Raw genomic sequence first — 21248 nt, forward strand, 5'->3', positions numbered from 1 at the left:
TTCAAAACATTTGTAAATTTTCATCAGGAGATATGCCATATTGCTCGTATAGCAATTCCATATCCGCATCATCCAGTTGAGGGTCTGTCAGATCACCTGCACCAACAAGCGGGTCGGCTAAATCCTCGATATCAGTAGCCTCAATTATTTCGTAAGTGTCGATCTCTGAATACTGCAGGTAGAGCACCAGATCGGCAGTTGGCACTTCGGAAAGCAGGTCGGCAGCACTGACCGTATCATCTTTTGGATGCTGAAACCCAATAAGCACTGATACCAGGAGCACTATTGAAGCAGCAGCGGCATACCCTATCATTTTCCAGTTTACCTGCACACCAAATTTTCTCTCTTTCCCGTTTTCTTCCTCATCTATCCTCTGCAAGATATTATCAGGCAAGGCCTCAAAATAGCCTTCAGGTGCCTGGTAAAGATCCTTTTTAGGAATTTTATTGAGGTCGATATTTCCTTTCTCTTCTTTCATTTGATTATTTAGATGCTTCCCGGTTCAAAAAGTTTAATTACCCTGCAAATATTCTTCAATTTTTTTTGTAGCATGGTGATAGCTAGCTTTAAGACTCCCCACACTACTCTCTGTTATCTCCGCTATTTGCTCGTACTTCAGCTCTTCATAATACTTCAGATTAAACACCAGCCTTTGCTTATCTGGCAACTGTAATATCGCCTTTTGAAGTTTTAGCTGTACTTCATCCCCATCCAAATGGACTTCACTGGTCAGGTTGTTGATGAGCACTTCTGTAATATCTGCACTAAAGAACATGCGCCTTCTTTTTTTACGGAGAAACTGCAGGCTTTCATTGGTGGCTATGCGGTAAATCCAGGTAAAAAGTCCCGACTCACCTTTAAATTTATCCAAATTATGCCAGATTTTCACGAACACCTCCTGCACAACATCATCAGCATCATCATGGCTGATGACCATTTTTCTGACAATGCCATATACCTTTTTCTGGTATTGCTGCACCAGCTTAGCAAAGGCCTCGCGCCTTAAACCCTCATGTCGAAATAACCTGACTAACTCTGCTTCTTCCACTGTAGGAGCTTTTGCTTCTAATGAGTTGAAGAAGTCACCGTACATGGCAACTTCTTCAATGATAAGTTATTAATTTCCTGAATATAAATATGCTCAGGAGCCGGTGATTGTATAAACTTTATTATTGATGGTGACGGTGATCTCATTGTCGCATGTGCCATCACCATAATCGACTGTTCTGGTCCTGTTGCGGTCAATGCCGTTGATCACCATTTCTTTAACGCCGCTAACTCTGGCAAAGCCTCCACTGGCCCTACAGCTAAAATCAGTGATTATAGGCACTGTAATGGTATGGGTAAAGCCCCTTCCTCTGGTAGAAACACCCTCATAGGCTCCGGTGATCCTGAATACATTATTGGAAAGTATGCCATCACCTTCACCTTCGAGCCATTCCCTTGTGGTTGAGCCGTTCATTACAAATATATTTCCATCGGGGTAATGGATCGTGTAGTCTTCCAAAGCCCTGGTTGCAGTAAGGTTACCCTCTGCATTTCTATTGATGTCTCGCAGCAAAATGGTCCCGGTTATGTTTTTGTTGTTCACATAGTAATCTTCAAAAGTGATCACCCTGTTGGCCATCTCGTCGTCAAAAGTACCTCCATAAGTAATGATGATCTTACCTGAGCGCTCCCTGCCATAGGGGCCAATGCAGCCATCGCCGAAGTCGAGTGTAATGGTTTTAGCTACCCCGTCACGAATAATGGTTACGCAAAGGCTGTCTCCGGCAACTCTTCCTCCTGAGGCAGCAGTCTCTTCCACTGACTGATCTATAATCTGAAGGTCTTCATCCACAACCGCCTCCGATTCACTGCCATTTTCAACAAGGTCCAGTTCCTCTTCCGTAGAAACCGCTTCAACCACGTTGCTATCTTCATTACAAGCCTGAAACATAAATATAGTGGCAGCCAATGTTGTGAAAAATATCAATTTTCTAAATGTGTTAATCCTTTTCATAGTCGTATAAATTTTGTTTTGTGCCCGTTAGATGAGGCTGCGACCAAAAGGTTTAATGGCGCTGAATATTTTTTCTGCTTTTTTTCATCTCAGGCTCTGAAGAAGGATTTTGAAAAACATGATAGCACTCCAGCTTGTTATTAAAAGAAAAAAACATGGAAAAGGTATTAGTTGTAGGTGCCAATGGCCTTACTGGAACTGAAATAATAAAAATATTAAAGAACCATGGTCAATATGATCCCATTGCCATGATTCGTGATGAGTCGCAGCAAAGCAAGTTTGATGAAATGGGGATCGAGACCAGAACAGGCGATCTGGAAAAGGACCTTTCGGAGGTAGTGGAAGGAGTTAATAAAATCATATTTGCTGCTGGTTCAGGCTCCAAGACCGGGCCTGACAAAACGGTGGCTGTTGATCAGGAAGGTGCTAAAAAGCTGATTGATGAAGCCAAAAGTCATGACATCAAGAAGTTTGTAATGCTAAGCTCAATGGGAGCAGATGAGCCTGAGAGCCATGAAAAGCTAAAGCACTACCTGGAAGCGAAGCATAATGCTGATGAACACCTGATCAATAGCGGCCTCAATTATACCATAGTAAGACCCGGCCGACTTATTAACGGTGAGCACCAGGGACATATTCATGCCGGTGAAAAACTCCATGAGCAGGGCCAGATCACCCGCGAGGATGTAGCTCAGGTATTGGTAGCTGTACTCGACCACTCCCAGGTAAGGAACCGAACATTTGAGATCGTGAATGGGGATAAGAGTATTGAGGAGGCTTTGGCAGAGTTGTGATTTTAAATTTCGGGCGTGAATTTTATCGGTCGGAAAACTATTCCAATCGGGAAGATGCCAGATCAGGCGGAATTTTGGGGAGACTCTGACTTTTCGCCTCTGTAAAGTTGTTATTAGCAATGGGCAAAACCAGTTGGCCAGCTTTACATTGCCATCTCCGTTTCAAAGAGGGCATTCCGGCTAAAACTAACCTGTTGCCTGCTGCCGGGTGAGGTCATACCCCTGCAAGAAAAACCTCCCAACGTCTTTCCGGAATTTTCGCAGAGCAGCGGAGAAAATATCCGGAATCCCGAAGCTAAGAGCACCAGTAAAATCTGACCTGCTCAATATCAGAAGCCTGCACACTGAATGCCGTGGAGTCCTCTTCGAGAGACATCCGCTGGGAAGTAGAAAGTATAGGCTTGAAAAAATGTGTTGGTGAAAGTACAGTCATGCGCCCCGGATCAGGGAGATTCCTGATATTTTCATTAAACCTCCGTATGAATCACACGCATACACGAAAATTCAGGAATGAACTGTTAGAGCAAGTAAGCTACATAATAATCTTTGGAGCGATTACCCTCACCAAATGAGGTTTCTTGCTCCAGAAGTCTGCCAAGTTTTCCATTTAAACACTCTTTTTGAGCATATATGAATAGAAAAGGTATCCATTCATCCCAGAGACAGAGCTATTAACAAGATATAACCCTCGGCATTTAATTTTTCCAGAATCTCCACAACTTGAGTGTAATCTTCTTTTTGGTCAACTTTAATAATGCTAATATCAGGATCAGCGCCAGCACGGTTGATGGATATCGTTTTCTGCCTACCGCGGTCTTCAACGTATACCATTACATATTTTTCTGTTTCCTGCAATTCACCAACTACTTTGTAGGAGGAAAACACAAGGCTAATCAGCAATAAAGCCGTGACTCGGATGGCATTAGCATAAATCATATCTTTATATATTTATTTTTTAAATAATATAACAAAAAGCACCCCCGAATACCAATGTATTATTTCAAAAAATCCTCCTTCAAAACCTCCTCCAGCTTCTCCAGAAAGAAATCCATATCGGAAGGATCAAAACAGATCGGGGGTTTAAGTTTTAACACATTGTTGGCGGGGCCATCAACGCTCATCAGCACTCCTTTGTCTCGCATACGGTTGGACAGGTAGGCAGCTTCTTCCGTTGCAGGGATCAGTCCAGGCTTTACCAGTTCAAAACCTGAGAAAAGACCATTGCCCCGTACATCTCCTATGACAGGATACTGGCTTTGTAAATTTCTGAGTTCACGGATTAAGGCCTCTCCGGTTTGCAGGGCATTTTGCTGCAGGTTTTCTTCTTTAATGGTAGACAATACTGCACGGCCAATCGCACATGATACCGGATTCCCACCAAACGTATTGAAGTACTCTATACCATTGGCAAATTTTTCGGCCACCTCTACGGTAGTGACTACTGCGGCGAGAGGGTGACCATTGCCCAGCGGCTTCCCGATAGTAACAATATCAGGTACAACCTCATGAAGCTCAAAGCCCCAAAAGCGCTCTCCAACCCTACCCATGCCTACCTGAACTTCATCGGCAATACATAACCCTCCTGCTGACCTGACCATATGATAAACCTCTTGCAGGTAGTTTTGTGGTAAAGGTATCTGCCCTGCGCAACTCATAATGCTCTCGGCTATAAACCCTCCAAGGCTTCGGCCACTTTCGGTAATGGATAGCAAGGCCTGCTCAACATGCCTGATGTATTTTTTTATGGCTTCCGGATCATCCGCCCGGTATAGCCCGCGGAAAAGGTCTGGCGCGGGCACTACATGGGTATGTTCGGGTGCACCTTGTCCTCCCTTGCCATCAAACTTATAGGAGCTGATATCAATGCAGCCATTGGTATTGCCATGATAACCGGTTTCGAGTACTATCATATCTTTTTGATGGGTATTGGCGCGTACCATTCGCAGTGCCAATTCATTGGCCTCACTACCTGAATTTACAAAATGGCAGACGGACAGTTCTTTAGGCATCGTGGCCGTAAGCTCTTCGGCAAAATAAACCAATTGCTCATGCAGGTATCGGGTATTGGTATTCAGCACGGCCATTTGCTCCTGCCCTGCCCGCACTACCGCCGGATGTTCATGTCCTACATGCGCTACATTATTGACCATATCGAGATAACGCCTTGCCGTGGCATCATAGAGGTACTGCTTAAAGCCCCTTACGATGTGTAAAGGTTTGTGATATGAAATACTCAGGCTTCTGCCCAGCTTTTTCTTTCTCTGCGCCAGAATATCCTCTGCCTTGCTCTTCTCATCATCCGGCGGGGTCAGGCCCATGTACGGCATCGGATCCAGGATAAGCTGCGTCCACACGTCAATTTCATCGTGGTATGCCACTCCGGGGTAGTCCCCTTCATAATTTAACATGTCGCTCATCATCTGAAAATGCAGGTGAGGCGGCCACTCGCCATTTTCGCTTTCATCACCAAACCATGCCAGAAGTTCACCCTTCTTGAAAGCCTTCCCCACGGTTAACTCCTTTAAAGACTTTATGGATAAATGCCCGTACAGTGTGTAAAATTTAACTCCATCAAGCTCATGTTCCAATATGATCGTCGGGCCATAGTCACGGGCGCTACTGTTGTTGGCAAAGCTATGTACTATACCCTCGTATGCAGCGTAAACCGCCGTGCCTGCCGGAGCAAAAAGATCCACACCCAAATGAACGGTGCGCCAGCGTGGGCCGTCATTGCCCTGTTGCAGATAGGCATCTGTTGTATAAATCGGTCGAACCTCATTATACCGGCCTATGCCTATCGCCACATCACGGTCTTCCATCAACCGGTCAACCTGTCGGCAAAAAGCTTTGGTAGTCTGATAATTCGTAGCATTGCCCAACTCAACAGAACCCACACTTATGTCCATCCAGTGTAGCTTTTGATCTTCCATCCCGTCTACCACACCGGCAAATCTCAGATTATGCTTTTTTGCTGCCTGGGTTATTTTTTCTGCATTGGGGCACGCGATCCATCCACATGCAGCCCTAAACCTGTAATGGGCAAATGCAGGCGCTACTTTCACCAGCTTTTGCAATAGGTCCCAGGCGGGCCTTTCACTGATCAGTAGATATTCATTGTCCGGATGCTGCTTTTTGTTAATGGCAGCGTGGGTTACGCTAATAACCAGCCGGATACAGGTCAGGGCAAATAAGGCTTCTACTTCGTTTTCCTCCAGGGGAAATGCTTCATGGTAGCCTGCAATGACGTGACAGGCTGCTTCGAGTGGGTTATGCTTACCCATCATGGCATAAGCCAGGGCTATGGCCAGCTCATTAACCCTGAAGGTGTATATGGCATCACCGAAATCAATAAAACCATTGACTTGTGGGTTTAAATGATCATCGTTAACAATGATATTGTAGTCGTTGGCATCATTGTAGTTTACTCCCTTTCGAAGGTCTTTTACTAAAGGCTGAACGGACTCATACAACGCATAGAAATGTCTGCCCGTATCAGCTTGCCCCGGTTCGGAAAACTTGTTGAAGTGGTCTTTTACCCAGTCAGCCTGGGCAGGGTCCCATCGGTGCTTGCGGTTGGCTTCAGGATGCTCAAAACCACTGAGGGCCGTGCTTAACTTGCCGCAAGCTTTGCCCAGGCTTATGAGCAATTCGCTGCTCTTTGGATTTACATCAGCATACAACCTGCCCGGCACCCAGGTCAGTAATCGCAGGATTTTTGTTCCTCCATCGAGATCAATTTTTTCATAGTAGCTACCTTTCAGGCTTTTAACCACTTTGGGCAAAATGAGATCAGTCTTATCCTCCAGGTGATTGAGCAAGGCATTTTGGAACTCCACTTCCTTTTCGGAAATATGGGTTGAAGATATTTTAAAACTGTATTGCTCTCCCGCACCGGTTTGTAGCAAATAGTTTTCATCCACTTCACCTTGCAGTGCTTTTAGCTCCCCGGAAATACCATAATATTCGCTTACAAGCTGCCGGGCTTTTTGAATGCGCTCTTCCTGAATCGGTTTTACTAACATATGACCTTAACGTTTGAGGTAATATTAGCGAAACAACCGTGAGAGACCAAAATTTAGTTACTACAACAGGATAAACTTCACGCAAGGCTCTTAATTGCCTTTACAAAATAAGGAGAATCGTTCCACCTGATCTCACGGTATTTTATATCTTTCTTTAGTGTTGCCGGCAGGATATCCCATATGGCTTCACTCATTTTTTCCAGAAGTAGTTTACGTGAAAAAGTATCTGAAACCACGAGGCTGATTTCCCTCGCCGGCTTTGGATCTTTAAAGGGCTTAGCAAAAGCGCCTTCACTCTCATGCATTATCGAAAGTTGGGGGATGATGGCAAACCCGAGTGAAGCTCGCACCATATTTTTCAGGGTTTCAATAGATGTAATATCATAGGTAAACTGCTCACTGATATTTTTACTGTTATCGAGGTTGCATATATCCAGAAGCTGGGCGTTGTAGCAGTATTCATCTTCAAGTAACAACAGGTCGGCTTTATCCTGTGGCTGCATTTCATAAAAATCCGCCTTGGCCATAGGGTGTGATGAGTGCAAGTAAGCAATAAATGGCTCATTGAATATGGGAAATTCCCTTAGCGCCGTACTGCCGGTAGGTGTTGCCATCAATGCTACATCAAGTGTACCCGTTTCCAGCTCCTGCATCAATTGGCCGGTTGAAGCCTCACGAATGGTAAACTTCATCTTTGGCGCTACTTCCTCCATCGCCTTGATGAACATGGGCACAAGGTATGGTGAAAGCGTGGAAATCACACCCATTTTGATATTGCCCTCCAGGGCGTTCTTTTCAGTGATCACAAAATCACGGATGCCATCAACCTCCCTGAGTATTTTGCGCGCCCTGGCTATGATCTCTGCACCTAGCACGGTAGGTTTCAACGGTACTTTTGCCCTGTCAAAAATCTTGACACCTATTTCCTCCTCAAGATTTTTTAGTTGAATGGTTAGCCCGGGCTGGGATACCATGCAGGCCTCTGCTGCCCTGGCAAAGTGCCGCTCTTTATCAAGGGTAACTATATATTTAAGTTGTTGGATAGTCATGATTATAAATAAATTTTATAATACATCAAAATTATTAATTTGATTTATAATTACAAAACTTCAAGCTTTGCTTCATCAAATTATTAATCGAAACAAAAACAGATAAACGATGAAAAAGCTATTAATTTTCGCAGTGGCATTATTCAGTGCCACATTTGGTCAGGGACAAATTGATCCTTCTTTACCTGGGAGCTACAATGTAGAAAAGGAAACCAGGGAATTTTTGAAAGCCGTGCATGGAAACTCCGGCCCGCAAATCTATGAACTATCCATAGAAGACGCCCGTAAGGTACTGATCAATGCGCAAACCGGAGATTACGAAAAGCTGCCGGTAGACATTCAGGAAAAAACTATTACACAAAATGGAAAGACTGTTAACCTCAAGGTCATAAAACCAAAAAATGCCAAAGGAAAGCTGCCAGCCCTGATGTATTTTCATGGCGGTGGCTGGATATTGGGCAACGATTTCACACATGATCGCCTGATTAGGGAACTGTCCGTAAAAAGTAACATTGCCGTGGTTTTTGTAAACTATACGCCCTCACCTGAAGCGCTATATCCGGTAGCCAATGAAGAAGCTTATGCGGCCACTCAGTGGATCAAAGAAAACGGGGCTTCACTGGGGCTGGACACGTCCAAACTTGCTGTGGGAGGCGACAGTGTAGGAGGAAATATGGCTATAGCCGTTACATTAATGGCAAAAGAAAGAAGAGGTCCAAAAATTGATTTCCAGTTACTTTTTTATCCCGTAACAGATGCTAACTTTAATACAGCGTCTTACCAACAATTTGCCAATGGCCACTTTCTCACTCTCAACGCAATGATCTGGTTCTGGAATGCGTATGCCCCTGATAAAGCAACACGTAACCTGATTACGGTTTCTCCGCTGCGTGCAGATATAGAAGAGTTGAAGGATTTGCCCGAGGCCTTAATTATTACTGCAGAAAATGATGTGCTTAGAGATGAGGGTGAGGCCTACGCCAAAAAGTTAAATGCGGCCGGTGTAAAGGTGACTGCCACCAGGTATATCGGCACTATTCACGACTTTGTGATGCTTAACCCTATTACCAATACACCTGCTCCCCGTGCTGCCATAGAGCAAGCAACGGCAGCATTAAAAGCCAAACTACATTAATATTTGTTAAACCATAAAAACCAATTTAACTATGAAATTTACAAGAAAAGCCAGCGCCAACTGGAAAGGTTCCGGTAAGGAAGGAAAAGGAACCGTAAGCACACAAAGCACCGTACTGGACAAAACCCAATACTCTTTCTCATCAAGGTTTGAAGAAGGTGTGGGCACTAACCCTGAAGAGCTGGTAGCAGCGGCACATGCAGGTTGCTTCACCATGAAACTGAGCTTTGTTTTGGGCGAATCTGACTATAAGCCTAACAACCTGGACACTGAGGCCAAACTCACTTTCGAAGATGGTGCAGTTGCCCAGATCGATCTGATTGTAAAAGGTGATGTACCTGGAATTTCAGATGACGAATTTCAGAAGGCCGCTCAGAACGCCAAAGAAAACTGCCCGATTAGCAAATTGCTGAATACGAAGATCACTTTGTCAGCGAGTTTGGTATAAATTGCCCTGTTAACAAATCCTGCCCTAAAAGCCAGTTTGACGCAATAAAATTGACTTTTAGGGCTACTTCATTTTATTCCCTTCGTATAAATAATTTTTAAGCCTCAGAAATTATCATTTATGAAAATTATTCAACTCGCACTCCTTATCATTATTCCGGCAAGTGTTTTTGGCCAGGCTGATGTTAATCAGATCATTGATAGATCCATTCAATTTCATGATCCTGAAGAGCAATGGCAGAAGGTAGCATTAAAGATGATAATTGACGAACCCAGAACGTCATGGCCTGAAAGACACAGCGAATTGCTACTTAATAATCAAAACGGCAATTTTAGTTTGAAGAGAAACTCAGAAGGTCATAATTTGAAATGGCTTTACGAGGATGGCAAAAGCTCAACTTTCATGGATCAGTCCAGCTCCGAAACTTTGCCTGCTGATAGTGTTAGCAAATACAGGCTGCAGCCAACCCGAACGGAAGGCTACAAACAATTCTACAGTTTCACTTTAGGGCTACCTATGAGCCTCAAAACAGCCGGCGGACAAATTAAGCATGTAGTGGAACAAGTCGGTTTTCATGGCCAAACAGTCTACGCTGTCACCTATCAACTTGAAAAGCCTTTGATTGCCTCCACATGGGTCTTCTACTTCGACACAGATACCTACCAGTTATTGGGATGCTCTCTATTGAACGATGAAACGGGAGAGCCGGCAGAATATTTGAAGTTTGACAAAATGCTGATCGAAACAGGTGGCCTGAAATTACCGCGCGTAAAGCATTGGTTTGATGCGGATGACAATTATTTGGGGAGTGATATTGTGGTTATAGTAAGCAGGTCTTGATGCATGATGTAATTAAAAACAAAAAAGCCTCAGCTTAATAGCCAAGGCCTTTCCTTTATGCAGAGGAGGAGGGATTCGAACCCCCGGTACCTCGCGGTACAACGGTTTTCAAGACCGCCGCATTCGACCACTCTGCCACTCCTCTATGTTGTCATTCGAACTCTTTTGCCGAATGGGACTGCAAATGTATATGATTATTTATTTTCCGCAAACAACAATTTAATTTTTTTATTTACGCTTCGTAAAAAACAGATCAAACCCGATATTCTGAAGCGCAAACTGCCCGTCTGCCACCCTTTCGACATATAGGCTATGCACATATAATGAGTAGCTTATGGCTTCATTTTCTCCGTGCAAGGCCATCTTTTCAGGTTCCATATCATATACGTAGCTATTGTTTAATTTTGCCAGATCCTGTACCAATGACTTAATACTGATCTGAGCTTCCCACCCTACAGAGTCCGACATGTTGATCAGAAGTTCATCTTTATCAATTTCGATAGCCACTCCTTTGTAGTTGCTCTTTTGATAGTCTTCAAACCTCAGAAACACAGCATGATTTATATCAGCAACGTAGTTGGTGCGGGTAGTAAAAGAAAAATACCTTCGCAGCGTGTTCCCTTCGTCAGCCCATTCATTGACATACTCCAAATTATACTCCTGGAGCAGAAGGTTTTCGATACTCACATACTTTTCCTTTTTCAATGAGTCGATGTCATGCTTAAAATACCCCTGCACCTCATCAAGGCTTTCCCGCCTCATCAGGTAAGTCAGTATAGACGACAGGTTCTTCTGGTCTTCGAACTGAAGCTCTTCAGTCCCTTTTACTTTTTCGTCAAATATTTTTTCAAACCTGCTCACCTGATTGTTGATGGACATCGAAAATGCTCCCCAAGGCCCAAAGGACGTCAGAAGGATTACTACTGCCAGTGTAAGTGGTATCAGCTTAATATTGCCGGATTTGGAGAAGATAAAATAGGCGCCGATTCCAAACAGCCAGAAATCGAGCACAAAAAGAAAATACCGGTTCTCCGTGAGCCCATACTCGGAAGCCCTCAGGTAAACCGCCAGGAAAAGTACCACCACCAAAGGAATGAGTGAGATAAAGAAAACCTTCGCAAATACCCGTAGCCACACTTTGCTTTTATCAGTAACTACAGGATATACAAGCAGATAAGACAGTATACCCAACACCGAATAGCTCACAAACAAATAGGCTATCCAGCCTCTGGGCCAGTCCCACTGAATGATGATCTTAAATGTATAGAGGTATAAAATTATATTGTATATACCTACTAAGGGTATAAGTATGTACTGGGTGAATATTGATAAGCCTTTGGAGTAGGCTTCTTCATCCTGAAACATCACCTCCCTCCTGGGCACACCTCCCAAAAAATACAGCATGGAGAATATACCGGTAATAATGAAAAACAACTTAGAATAGGTCTTATCCCTGATCTCTACATCAAAGAGTTTCTCAACAGCAAGAAAAGCCAGAGCCAGACCAGCAAACAGTACCATGGAGAAGAAGAATGCCGTGAGTATTTGCAGGAAAAGCTGCTTGTTGTACGACCAAAACCCCGGCCTTTTAAAATGGATAATGAATGGAGCAAAAGATACCAGAAGGTGTGCCACAAGCCCAAACAACACAAACCGTACTCCATGAACAACTTTAAGCTCTAAGGGCAACGAAAAATAATAAAGTAACAGCAGCACGAGGCCTAAGAGTTGAATTGCATAATGGAGGACCCTGCTTTTAAGGTGTTCACCAAAGAGCTGCAAAGCCGTAAAAAATGAAATACCCAGGCTACTGACCATCACGATCTTCATGAGTTTCTTTTGTAAGTCATCGTTTTGGTAATCGACCTCTACGTAGTAGCACATGGCTATCGTGCCTATTATGCCACACAAGGTTGCCAAAGGGAATCTTGCCACTGTCTTTGCAGTGAGTATAAGCGTTTCCCTGAGATTCGGGATCTTAATTTTGGATATCATAGGGAAGCTATATTAAGCAAATTTTTGTTAGCCTGCCAGCTTGCTTTCGTCTATACCTGAAATACGGTGAGCGTGGTGTACACTTGCATTGATCTCATAGCCTACCAGCAAAACAATCGAAAGTATCTCCTGCCAGATCATCAAAGCGATCAGCACTCCCAGGGAGCCATAAAGCTTGTTATAGGTGGCGAAATTTGAAATGTAGAATGAAAAACCATAAGTCACGCCCATGCTCAGGAGTGTGGCTATCAGCGAGCCTACCGAGAAAAACCGCCAGTTGTAATGAACCGCCGGGCCAAAATAGTAGATAAACGAGATAGCCAGAAAAAACACAATGAAAAGCACTACAAAACGCAGTAAAAAGAAGATATAGATCAGGTAGTCTTCAATATCAAGCCATTGAAAGTTATTGATAATATCCACTGCTGCGTTGCCTATTACCAAAAGCACACTGGCGAGGATAAGTACAATAGCCAGCATTATAGTAAGCCCTGTTGCCACCAGCCTCATCTTAAGAAAGCCCCTTTTTTCGATGGTTTTGTAGCATGAGTTAAATGCCTTCATCAATGACATCATCCCATTGGTAGCCAGGTAGAGGGACAAAAGCGCACCAAAAGTCAATAGTCCGCCACGGGTATTGCCCACAATATCTTCCACGGTAGCGTAAACCGTTTCATACATGCTCTCCGGCATAATATCTCCGATAAACTGCATTATGGAATCTTTGCTCACCCCCGGGATCACCTGATGAATGTAGGGCGTGAGTGTAAAGAGGAAAATGATAGCAGGAAATACCGCCACTGTAAAATTGAACGCAACAGCATTTGCTCTTTCTACAATCTCATCTTTCTTGATTTTACCAATAAAAACAGTAATGATCTCGTAAAGTGTAAGGTCATCATAACTTCTGAACCTGATCCGTTTGAGAAGGTCTATGAGCCCATAATAATACTTGCTCTCAAGAATATAGTTGGTTATTCTTTTCTTCATTTAGTCGAAAAAAGGATTGAGCAATTTTGCCATCATCTCTGGTTGCAGGCAGGGCATTCCGGTTTTCATATCTACAAAAACCAAAACCGTCTCACCAATATGGATCAATTTATCAGATTCATTATAAATTTCATAATCAAATTGTATCCTTACAGCAGGTTTCTTTTTGATGGTCGTTTTGATGGTAAGAAGCTCATCATATTTGGCAGGTGCCAGATATTTCGATTTATTTTCCAGTACAGGCATCATTACCCCCTGATCCTCCAGCTCTTTATAGCTAAGCCCCAAGCTTCTCAGGCTTTCAACACGGGCCACTTCAAAATAAGTAGCGTAGTTACCATAGTAAACATAACCCATCTGGTCAGTTTCGGCATACCTCACTCTTACTTGGGTAGTTTGCTCAAACATCAGTTACTGTTGTTCATTCTTGCTTTGCGCTGTTCAATAGTCAGTTGCCTCTGGTATCGCGCAGCATTTCTCAAATGTTCATTATAATTACTCGCAAAGTTGTGGTATCCGGAAAAATCTTCTCTTGCACACATGTATAGATAATCATGGTCTTCATAATTCAATACCGCATCTATGGAGTGTATAAAAGGCATATTGATCGGACCGGGAGGCAAACCGGGATATTTGTAGGTATTATAAGGAGAATCGATGTCTTTGTGCACATTAAGCACCCGCTTGATGGTAAAGTCCCCGGAAGCAAAAACCAGCGTGGGATCTGCCTGTAAAGCAATACCATTCTGAAGCCGGTTGATATATAAGCCTGCTATTTTGGCGCTTTCATCCTTTTTTATGCTCTCAGCCTGCACAATGGACGCCAAAGTAGATATTTCCAGCGGCGTAAGCCCTAAATTTTTAGCCTTTTGTCTTCGCTCACTATTCCAGAATTTTTCATACTCGCCATGCATTCTCTCAAGAAGCTCATCCCCTGAAATATCATAGTATACCTGGTAGGTGTTGGGTATAAACATACTGATGATATTATTGTCATTAAAACCATCTTTATTGGTGTTTATATAGTGTTTCAAGGCTTGATTAAACCCCTCCGGTGTCAGCTCAATATTCCTGGTGAGCCTTTCTGCCAGCTCTTCTTTCAGCCTGATGTTATTAAAGGTGAGATTGACCGGCTGCTGCAGTCCTGCCCTCAATATACGGAGTACCTCCAGGTTTGCAGAATTTGCTTTTATCAGATACCTGCCCGGCTTGACCTGAGTGTCATAATCCATCAATTTGGCAAGAAAGCTAAACGACACCAGATCCTGAACATAGTTGAGGTCGTATAGTTTGTCCTGCAAAGATTTAAAAGTCTCGTCAGATTTAATTATGAGTACTTTGTCTTCCTTATCTACCAAAAAGTTGGGTGAATAAATCATCTGGTAAACATAGAATGAGAACGAAGACAACAGTATGGTAAAAACTAAAATAAAAATGACGAAGATATTCCTTCTTTTCATCATATGATTTTAAATAAGTAGTAATGTCTCTACAAGTAACGCTGGCATGTGTACTTGTAATTCACGACAAAAGTAATAATTCCTTTAATAAAATAGTTCCTCAGCACCATCCAAGATGTATCTGTTGATGTCTGACAGACTAATTAACATTTCCAAACCAAATGATTAATAGATCATTTTAAATACACCAGGGCCTATTGTGGTGGTAAAAACACCATTGCAGGAAAGGAAAGATCGTTACCCCACATGTATTATTTCTTTTCTTTAACTTTGCCCCTCATTTGAAATAATCAGCCTGATGCCTGCAGAATTAATCAAACTATACCCTGAAAATCCGCAACGGGATAAAATAGAACACATTGTGGATGTGCTCAAGGATGGGGGAATAGTCATTTACCCCACCGATACCATTTACGGTATTGGCTGCGACCTTTTCAACAAAAAAGCTATTGACAAACTTTGTTGGCTCAAAGGCATAAAACCCAAGGATTTTAACCTTTCGTTTATTTGTTATGATCTGAGTGATATTTCCAATTATGTAAAGCGAATAGACACACCTACTTTCAAAGTGTTAAAAAAGGCACTCCCAGGCCCTTTTACCTTTATTCTGGAATCTAACAGCAATGTACCCAAGATACTTAACGTAAATAAAAAAACAGTCGGGATCAGGATACCTGACAATAACATACCCCGAATGATGGTAAACATTCTGGGCAACCCTATTGTAAACTCCTCGATCAAACACGACGATGATGTGCTTGAGTACAATACCGACCCTGAGGTAATTTTCGAAGAGTTTAAACACCAGGTAGACATTGTCATTGACGGAGGCCCGGGAGGCAATATTCCATCAACCGTAGTAGACTGCACGCAGGATGAGTTTGTGGTACTGAGGGAAGGACTTGGAGATATTCATGAATATGCCTGATAACAAAACAGCACTTATTGACCTTCATTACCTGCCATGCATTGAATATTTTACATGCCTGAAAAAGTTTGACACTATATTTATTGAAAAGGAAGAATACTACGTCAAGCAAACTTACCGCAACAGGTGCCATGTGTTGAGTGCCAATAAAGTTGAACGCCTTTCGGTTCCTGTCGAAGGGGGCAACAAAAAAATTAAAATAAAAGATATCAGGATCAGCTATAAAGAGAAGTGGTATAACGACCACTGGAGAACGATCATGTCGGCGTATGGGCGTGCCCCTTTTTATGAGTTTTTTTCAGACTACTTTGAGGTTGAATTCCAAAAAAGGGAAAAATTTCTCTTTGACTTAAACTTGAATCTACTGACATTATGTCTTAAATTATTACAGCTTAAACCTGTAATAAATTTTACAGATAAGTTTGAGAAGAAGCCTGAAAGCGATATAATTGACCTGAGGTCAGTTATTCATCCAAAACAGGGGTACGGGCAGAACACCTTTTACCGCCCTCAGCCGTACCAACAGGTTTTTGGCAACACTTTTGTGGCTAACCTTAGTATAATTGACCTATTGTTTTGCGAAGGGCCAAACGCGGCCGCATCAGTTACTAATTCGATGGCACAAGAATGAACATTTAGAATTAGTATTTCGTTAAACGATTAATAAATCATTCTAAACAAATACTACTATGGAAGGTGGTAATATTTTTGAAGAAATCATACATTTACACTAGTCACTAGAATTGCTCAAATATGGAAGCAAAATTTTCAAATAGAGTTAAAGAAGTAATTTCACTAAGCCGGGAAGAGGCGTTACGACTTGGGCATGACTATATCGGCACTGAGCACCTGCTGCTGGGAATGATCAGAGAAGGAGAAGGTGTAGCAGTTGGTCTGCTTAGAAAGTTAGGAATAGCGCTTGATGAGTTACGAGGAGCCGTAGAGAAAGTCTCTAAAGGTACCGCTTCTCACGATGTGAAAAATCTGGCCAATATTCCTCTTACGCGCCAATCTGAAAAGGTATTGAAGATAACATACTTAGAGGCCAAAATATTCAAAAGCCAGCTCATAGGAACAGAGCACCTGTTATTATCTATCCTTAGGGATGAGGATAACATAGCCACGCAGATCCTCGAAAAATTTGATGTCAATTATGATGTTGTCAAAGAACTTCTGGAATACCAGACAGAAAATCCGATGGCATCATCAGATACTGACGATCCGGATGATGATTCATCCAAAATTTTCGGAGGAGGTGCCGGATCAGGAGCCGGAAAAGAGAAGAAAGGCACGGAAAAATCAAGAACTCCAGTACTGGATAATTTCGGACGTGACCTGACCAAGCTGGCTGAAGAGAATAAAATGGACCCTATCGTAGGCCGTGAAAAAGAAATTGAGCGTGTAGCTCAAATCCTTAGCCGTAGAAAGAAAAACAACCCTATACTTATCGGTGAACCTGGTGTTGGTAAAACTGCCATTGCAGAAGGCCTGGCACTGAGGATCGTACAGAAAAAAGTATCAAGGGTACTCTTCGGTAAGCGTGTAGTAACGCTGGATCTTGCTTCTCTGGTAGCCGGTACTAAATATCGCGGTCAGTTTGAAGAACGAATGAAGGCCGTGATGAACGAACTGGAGAAATCCCCTGAAGTGATCCTGTTTATAGATGAGCTTCACACCATAGTTGGAGCTGGAGGAGCTTCAGGTTCACTGGATGCCTCTAATATGTTCAAGCCTGCCCTGGCAAGAGGAGAGATCCAATGCATAGGTGCTACTACACTTGATGAGTACAGACAGTACATCGAAAAAGATGGCGCTCTAGCCAGAAGGTTCCAGATGGTAATGGTTGATGCAACCACTCCTGAGGAAACTGTTCAGATACTGGACAACATTAAAGAAAAATATGAAGACCACCACCATGTAAACTATACGCCTGAGGCCATAGAAGCATGTGTGAAACTCTCTGACCGATACATCAGCGACAGATATCTTCCGGATAAGGCGATAGATGTACTCGATGAGGCCGGTGCGAGGGTACATATCAACAACATACACGTTCCTGATGAAATCGTGAAGCTTGAGGCTGCCATTGAGGATATTAAGGAAGAGAAAAACCAGGTTGTAAAAAGCCAGAAGTACGAAGAGGCTGCCCAGCTTAGAGATAAGGAGAAAAAACTCCTTGAGCAGCTTGAGCAGGCTAAGCAACGATGGGAAGAAGAAACCAAGAGCAAGCGCTATACCGTAGACGAAGAAAATGTCGCTGACGTTATAGCCATGATGACTGGTATCCCTACCAAGCGTATAGCTCAGAAAGAGAGTAACAAACTTTTGGGTATGAACCAGGAGCTGAGCGGTAAGGTGATCGGACAGGACGATGCCATCAAAAAGCTTACAAAAGCTATCCAAAGAACCCGTGTGGGGCTGAAAGATCCTAAGAAGCCGATTGGTTCGTTTATCTTCCTCGGACCGACCGGAGTAGGTAAAACTGAACTGGCGAAAGTACTTTCCACTTATCTGTTTGATAAAGAGGACACACTAATCAGGATAGATATGAGTGAATACATGGAGAAATTCTCCGTATCACGACTGGTTGGAGCGCCTCCGGGATATGTGGGTTATGAAGAAGGTGGCCAGCTTACAGAGAAAGTAAGAAGAAAGCCTTACAGTGTGGTATTGCTGGACGAGATAGAAAAAGCTCACCCTGATGTATTTAACCTGTTGCTCCAGGTACTGGACGATGGTATACTTACCGATGGACTGGGCAGAAGGGTTGATTTCCGAAACACTATCATTATCATGACGTCCAATATTGGTGTAAGGGATCTGAAAGATTTCGGAGCAGGAATTGGTTTCGCACCATCATCTAAGCAAAACAATGCTGATGATGTAATGAAATCGACAATCCAAAGTGCACTGAAAAAAGCTTTCAGCCCTGAATTCCTGAACAGACTTGATGATGTGATCGTATTTAACTCTCTGCAAAGGGAAGATATTCACAAGATCATCGATCTTACGCTGAACAAATTGTTCCAGAGAATCAAATCGCTTGGTTACAACGTAGAGTTGACCACAAAAGCGAAAGACTTCTTGGCAGAGAAAGGATATGACCCTCAGTATGGTGCACGACCTTTGAACAGGGCCATTCAGAAATATCTGGAAGATTCTGTTGCCGAGGAGATCCTTAAAGGTGAGATCGAAGAAGGTGCAACCATAGTAGCAGATTACGATGGTAAAGGCGACGAGCTAAAGCTTAAAATGAAAAAGCCTAAGGCATCTAAGAAGGAAGAGAAAGAGGAGTAAGTTAATCCTTAACTGAAATAAGAAAAGGCCATTTCGAAAGAGATGGCCTTTTCATTTTTTAACTCTGACAGGGTTTGAAACCCTATCAGAGTTAAAAAATGAACAATATTAATACCCTCCGCTATACTTTCTGATAAACCACTCTCCTGCCAAAAGGAAAAGCAGCAGGAAAAACAGCCATTTCAAATGAATAAATGGCAGGTACTTTTCACTGGTATGGATTGTACCCTGGGCTTTCAGGGTTGTCAATTCCTGTTTCAATCCGGTCATTTCGTCTGCTTTGTAAAACTTACCGCCGGTTTTGTCGGAGAGTTTTCTGAGCAGGTTAAAATCGGCAGTCAGATTGATGTTTTCGATTTGCAGTTCCTTGATGAGAAATTCCCCATTTACTGTTTCCCTTTTATTACCCAACTGAGTGGATGCTGAGTATTTATAAACTCCCTCAGACAGTCCGCTGATTTCGTAGCGGGTATTATTTTCATTGGTTATGTAGCTGTAGTTAAACTTTTTGCCTTCTGCATTGGTGAGGGTAAGATCTATTTTGTTGCCATAGACCCTTTCATACAGATCGTTATAGACTTCGGTATCGAATATTACTTTCTCATTGGTAAGAAATTCATTTTTAACCGGATATGCCTTGAATTTTCTCTTATCCTCTTTTGAAGACAGGTACTGAACCAATTTTGTGATCAGCTCATTGAAAGCTTCGTTATTACCATTTTGGGCATAGTCAGTCAACTTCCACCGCCATAAGCCACTACCCATGATCACTCCTCTTTTGCTATCGTTTTGATGCATCACCGCTATCAACGGCTTGTTAGTGGCAATACTTCCCACCTGCTGATATAGCAAAACATCTGCATCGGCAGACATAGAAACCCTGCCAAACGGCACTACCACAGGGGGAAATTCATCCATGGACTGTTGCAGTTCATCAGATAGTTTAAAGCTGTTGAATCCCTGGTTAAAAACAGCCGTTACCTGATCATACTCTCCGGGGATAGCATCCAGTGACAATATTTTGTTAAATGAATTAAATTGCCTGACATCGGTCTGGGAGCCATACACCACCAGGGTTGAGGCTTTTTCCTTTTCAAACTTTTCAGTAAAGCGCTTATACACCCCACTTCTATCTGGAATTTGATGATAAATAATCAGATCATATTTCTTATTTGAAGATACCAGCTTCTGAACGTCTTCATTCATACTTAGTATGTATTGATCTATAGTGTAGTTGGCATTGCTCTCAACAGCCGATTTTAGGGCCTTAATATCGGGGTGGGGCGCCGGCGCTAAAAGGGCAATTTGTTCTTTACCTTCGATCACCTCTATGTAAGCTTGCTGAAGATTATTGGTATAGGTAAATTCTCCATCTTTTCTTTCAACTGTAACCTGGTATCGCTGATACCCATTCTCCTCCGCCTCAATAAGAAATTTAACATCAACCAACTGGTTATCACCACTTAGCTTTACCTGCTGCTCTGCTATTACATTTCCATTTTTAATTACCAAAACTTTTGCCTGTTGCCCGGCATACCCACGGTGTGTGACCTGGGCAATAAGCGGAAATTTATTGCCCTGATATGATATTTTGTTGTAAAGCAGGGACATGATCGACAGGTCGGATTTCGGAATGGTATCACCTACTCCTAAAGTATAAATGTCAAAGTTGTAATCGGCAAAAGTGGGTGAAACTCCCTGGTTGTAAATACCATCTGATACCAGTACAACACCACCAAGGTTTCGCCCTTCATAATCCTGCTTAATATCATTGAGAAGGTTGCTCAGGTCAGTACTCTGTTTATCGTATTGAACCTGCTGCGGAAATTCATCGCTTTCATCTCCCGCGAGGTTCCGGAATTCGATACGGTATTGATCATCTATCTCAGAAGCTACCTGTCTGAGTTGTTCGTTGAAGGTGGCTAACTGCACGCTGTCTGTCACTTCTGCCAGGGATAATGAGTTATCGATGGCGAAGATCATAGCGGGCTGCTCTATGAGGTTTTTGATCTGCTTCAATACCGGAGAGATGAGCAGAGCTGCGATTATGGTTACCGTAAGCATACGGCAGACAAACAAGAGCTTGTTAAGGCCGGCGCCCCACGGGCCGGACTTGGTGTATAATAAGAGTGCATACGCTGCTCCTGCGAGTACGCACAGCACTAAAAACCATGGGGAATGTTCAAAAATCAACGCGGGTTTCTGCATCACTGGATTAAAACGGTACTACGCAAATTAAGATAATTTCTACAAAATTTACCCTTAATAAGGATATGAACATGGGGATT

19 protein-coding genes and 1 tRNA gene are annotated in these 21248 nt (G+C 42.9%); 7 read left to right on the plus strand and 13 right to left on the minus strand.

Annotated elements, in window-relative coordinates:
- Position 1: 1 nt before the first annotated feature.
- The 3 genes from LVD17_RS05275 to LVD17_RS05285 form a co-directional block, all read right to left on the minus strand.
- Positions 2-478, minus strand: coding sequence for a hypothetical protein (locus LVD17_RS05275; protein ID WP_233765236.1), 477 nt, complete (start codon positions 476-478; stop codon positions 2-4).
- 33 nt (positions 479-511) lie between these two features.
- Positions 512-1048: an RNA polymerase sigma factor gene (locus LVD17_RS05280; RefSeq protein WP_370688828.1), complete on the minus strand. Its 537-nt coding sequence runs from the start codon at positions 1046-1048 to the stop codon at positions 512-514.
- A gap of 93 nt (positions 1049-1141) precedes the next feature.
- Positions 1142-2002 (minus strand): hypothetical protein, encoded by an 861-nt coding sequence (locus LVD17_RS05285; RefSeq protein ID WP_233765238.1) that lies wholly within the window; start codon positions 2000-2002, stop codon positions 1142-1144.
- Between the two features lie 155 nt (positions 2003-2157).
- Between LVD17_RS05285 and LVD17_RS05290 the strand changes: the two genes are divergently transcribed.
- Positions 2158-2796 carry an SDR family oxidoreductase gene (locus LVD17_RS05290; protein ID WP_233765239.1) on the plus strand — a complete coding sequence of 213 codons (639 nt, stop codon included), beginning with the start codon at positions 2158-2160 and terminating at the stop codon, positions 2794-2796.
- A gap of 295 nt (positions 2797-3091) precedes the next feature.
- On the opposite strand, the gene LVD17_RS05295 is transcribed toward LVD17_RS05290, so the two are convergent.
- From LVD17_RS05295 to LVD17_RS05310, 4 genes are all read right to left on the minus strand, one after another.
- Complete coding sequence (locus tag LVD17_RS05295; protein ID WP_233765240.1) at positions 3092-3229, minus strand: hypothetical protein; 138 nt, start codon at positions 3227-3229, stop codon at positions 3092-3094.
- Between the two features lie 218 nt (positions 3230-3447).
- On the minus strand, positions 3448-3732 hold the full coding sequence (locus LVD17_RS05300; protein WP_233765241.1) for a hypothetical protein: 285 nt from the start codon (positions 3730-3732) through the stop codon (positions 3448-3450).
- Between the two features lie 59 nt (positions 3733-3791).
- On the minus strand, positions 3792-6818 hold the full coding sequence (locus LVD17_RS05305) for an aminotransferase class III-fold pyridoxal phosphate-dependent enzyme (RefSeq protein ID WP_233765242.1): 3027 nt from the start codon (positions 6816-6818) through the stop codon (positions 3792-3794).
- 77 nt (positions 6819-6895) lie between these two features.
- A complete protein-coding gene (locus LVD17_RS05310) occupies positions 6896-7867 on the minus strand; it encodes a hydrogen peroxide-inducible genes activator (RefSeq protein WP_233765243.1) in 972 nt (323 codons plus the stop codon).
- Between the two features lie 109 nt (positions 7868-7976).
- Between LVD17_RS05310 and LVD17_RS05315 the strand changes: the two genes are divergently transcribed.
- The 3 genes from LVD17_RS05315 to LVD17_RS05325 all read left to right on the plus strand — a co-directional run bounded on the left by LVD17_RS05315 (position 7977) and on the right by LVD17_RS05325 (position 10290).
- Positions 7977-9002, plus strand: coding sequence for an alpha/beta hydrolase (locus tag LVD17_RS05315; protein WP_233765244.1), 1026 nt, complete (start codon positions 7977-7979; stop codon positions 9000-9002).
- A 31-nt stretch (positions 9003-9033) separates the two neighbouring features.
- Positions 9034-9450 (plus strand): OsmC family protein, encoded by a 417-nt coding sequence (locus LVD17_RS05320; RefSeq protein WP_233765245.1) that lies wholly within the window; start codon positions 9034-9036, stop codon positions 9448-9450.
- A gap of 120 nt (positions 9451-9570) precedes the next feature.
- Positions 9571-10290, plus strand: a complete 720-nt coding sequence (locus LVD17_RS05325; protein WP_233765246.1) for a DUF6503 family protein — start codon at positions 9571-9573, stop codon at positions 10288-10290.
- A 60-nt stretch (positions 10291-10350) separates the two neighbouring features.
- Here LVD17_RS05325 and LVD17_RS05330 read toward each other — a convergent pair.
- The 5 genes from LVD17_RS05330 to mltG form a co-directional block, all read right to left on the minus strand.
- Positions 10351-10435 (minus strand) — tRNA-Ser (locus LVD17_RS05330).
- Positions 10436-10518: 83 nt separating this feature from the next.
- Positions 10519-12285 (minus strand): DUF4153 domain-containing protein, encoded by a 1767-nt coding sequence (locus LVD17_RS05335; RefSeq protein ID WP_233765247.1) that lies wholly within the window; start codon positions 12283-12285, stop codon positions 10519-10521.
- A gap of 27 nt (positions 12286-12312) precedes the next feature.
- Positions 12313-13275 (minus strand): YihY/virulence factor BrkB family protein, encoded by a 963-nt coding sequence (locus LVD17_RS05340; protein ID WP_233765249.1) that lies wholly within the window; start codon positions 13273-13275, stop codon positions 12313-12315.
- Positions 13276-13683: an acyl-CoA thioesterase gene (locus LVD17_RS05345; RefSeq protein WP_233765250.1), complete on the minus strand. Its 408-nt coding sequence runs from the start codon at positions 13681-13683 to the stop codon at positions 13276-13278. It abuts the gene before it with no gap.
- Positions 13683-14735 (minus strand): endolytic transglycosylase MltG, encoded by a 1053-nt coding sequence (mltG, locus tag LVD17_RS05350; protein WP_370688829.1) that lies wholly within the window; start codon positions 14733-14735, stop codon positions 13683-13685. The genes LVD17_RS05345 and mltG overlap by 1 nt, the downstream gene beginning before the upstream one ends.
- 298 nt (positions 14736-15033) lie before the next feature.
- Between mltG and LVD17_RS05355 the strand changes: the two genes are divergently transcribed.
- From LVD17_RS05355 to LVD17_RS05365, 3 genes are all read left to right on the plus strand, one after another.
- Entirely contained in the window at positions 15034-15663 is a 630-nt protein-coding gene (locus LVD17_RS05355) for an L-threonylcarbamoyladenylate synthase (protein WP_155168681.1), read from the plus strand.
- Positions 15656-16294 carry a WbqC family protein gene (locus LVD17_RS05360; RefSeq protein WP_233765252.1) on the plus strand — a complete coding sequence of 213 codons (639 nt, stop codon included), beginning with the start codon at positions 15656-15658 and terminating at the stop codon, positions 16292-16294. Before LVD17_RS05355 ends, LVD17_RS05360 begins: the two co-directional genes overlap by 8 nt.
- Before the next feature lie 122 nt (positions 16295-16416).
- Positions 16417-18960: an ATP-dependent Clp protease ATP-binding subunit gene (locus LVD17_RS05365; protein ID WP_233765253.1), complete on the plus strand. Its 2544-nt coding sequence runs from the start codon at positions 16417-16419 to the stop codon at positions 18958-18960.
- Positions 18961-19068: 108 nt separating this feature from the next.
- On the opposite strand, the gene LVD17_RS05370 is transcribed toward LVD17_RS05365, so the two are convergent.
- Complete coding sequence (locus LVD17_RS05370; RefSeq protein ID WP_233765254.1) at positions 19069-21168, minus strand: hypothetical protein; 2100 nt, start codon at positions 21166-21168, stop codon at positions 19069-19071.
- Between the last annotated feature and the right edge of the window lie 80 nt (positions 21169-21248).

This window comes from Fulvivirga ulvae, from assembly GCF_021389975.1.
Taxonomy (GTDB): Bacteria; Bacteroidota; Bacteroidia; order Cytophagales; family Cyclobacteriaceae; genus Fulvivirga; species Fulvivirga ulvae.

Excerpts from the sequence above, each read along its gene's own strand:
- LVD17_RS05315 (WP_233765244.1), top strand. The coding sequence starts at position 7,977 with ATGAAAAAGCTATTAATTTTCGCAGTGGCATTATTCAGTGCCACATTT.
- LVD17_RS05305 (WP_233765242.1), bottom strand. The coding sequence starts at position 6,818 with ATGTTAGTAAAACCGATTCAGGAAGAGCGCATTCAAAAAGCCCGGCAG.
- LVD17_RS05360 (WP_233765252.1), top strand. The coding sequence starts at position 15,656 with ATGCCTGATAACAAAACAGCACTTATTGACCTTCATTACCTGCCATGC.
- LVD17_RS05300 (WP_233765241.1), bottom strand. The coding sequence starts at position 3,732 with ATGATTTATGCTAATGCCATCCGAGTCACGGCTTTATTGCTGATTAGC.
- LVD17_RS05370 (WP_233765254.1), bottom strand. The coding sequence starts at position 21,168 with ATGCAGAAACCCGCGTTGATTTTTGAACATTCCCCATGGTTTTTAGTG.
- LVD17_RS05355 (WP_155168681.1), top strand. The coding sequence starts at position 15,034 with ATGCCTGCAGAATTAATCAAACTATACCCTGAAAATCCGCAACGGGAT.
- mltG (WP_370688829.1), bottom strand. The coding sequence starts at position 14,735 with ATGAAAAGAAGGAATATCTTCGTCATTTTTATTTTAGTTTTTACCATA.
- LVD17_RS05325 (WP_233765246.1), top strand. The coding sequence starts at position 9,571 with ATGAAAATTATTCAACTCGCACTCCTTATCATTATTCCGGCAAGTGTT.
- LVD17_RS05340 (WP_233765249.1), bottom strand. The coding sequence starts at position 13,275 with ATGAAGAAAAGAATAACCAACTATATTCTTGAGAGCAAGTATTATTAT.
- LVD17_RS05345 (WP_233765250.1), bottom strand. The coding sequence starts at position 13,683 with ATGTTTGAGCAAACTACCCAAGTAAGAGTGAGGTATGCCGAAACTGAC.
- LVD17_RS05320 (WP_233765245.1), top strand. The coding sequence starts at position 9,034 with ATGAAATTTACAAGAAAAGCCAGCGCCAACTGGAAAGGTTCCGGTAAG.
- LVD17_RS05310 (WP_233765243.1), bottom strand. The coding sequence starts at position 7,867 with ATGACTATCCAACAACTTAAATATATAGTTACCCTTGATAAAGAGCGG.
- LVD17_RS05290 (WP_233765239.1), top strand. The coding sequence starts at position 2,158 with ATGGAAAAGGTATTAGTTGTAGGTGCCAATGGCCTTACTGGAACTGAA.
- LVD17_RS05365 (WP_233765253.1), top strand. The coding sequence starts at position 16,417 with ATGGAAGCAAAATTTTCAAATAGAGTTAAAGAAGTAATTTCACTAAGC.
- LVD17_RS05295 (WP_233765240.1), bottom strand. The coding sequence starts at position 3,229 with ATGACTGTACTTTCACCAACACATTTTTTCAAGCCTATACTTTCTACT.
- LVD17_RS05335 (WP_233765247.1), bottom strand. The coding sequence starts at position 12,285 with ATGATATCCAAAATTAAGATCCCGAATCTCAGGGAAACGCTTATACTC.
- LVD17_RS05275 (WP_233765236.1), bottom strand. The coding sequence starts at position 478 with ATGAAAGAAGAGAAAGGAAATATCGACCTCAATAAAATTCCTAAAAAG.
- LVD17_RS05285 (WP_233765238.1), bottom strand. The coding sequence starts at position 2,002 with ATGAAAAGGATTAACACATTTAGAAAATTGATATTTTTCACAACATTG.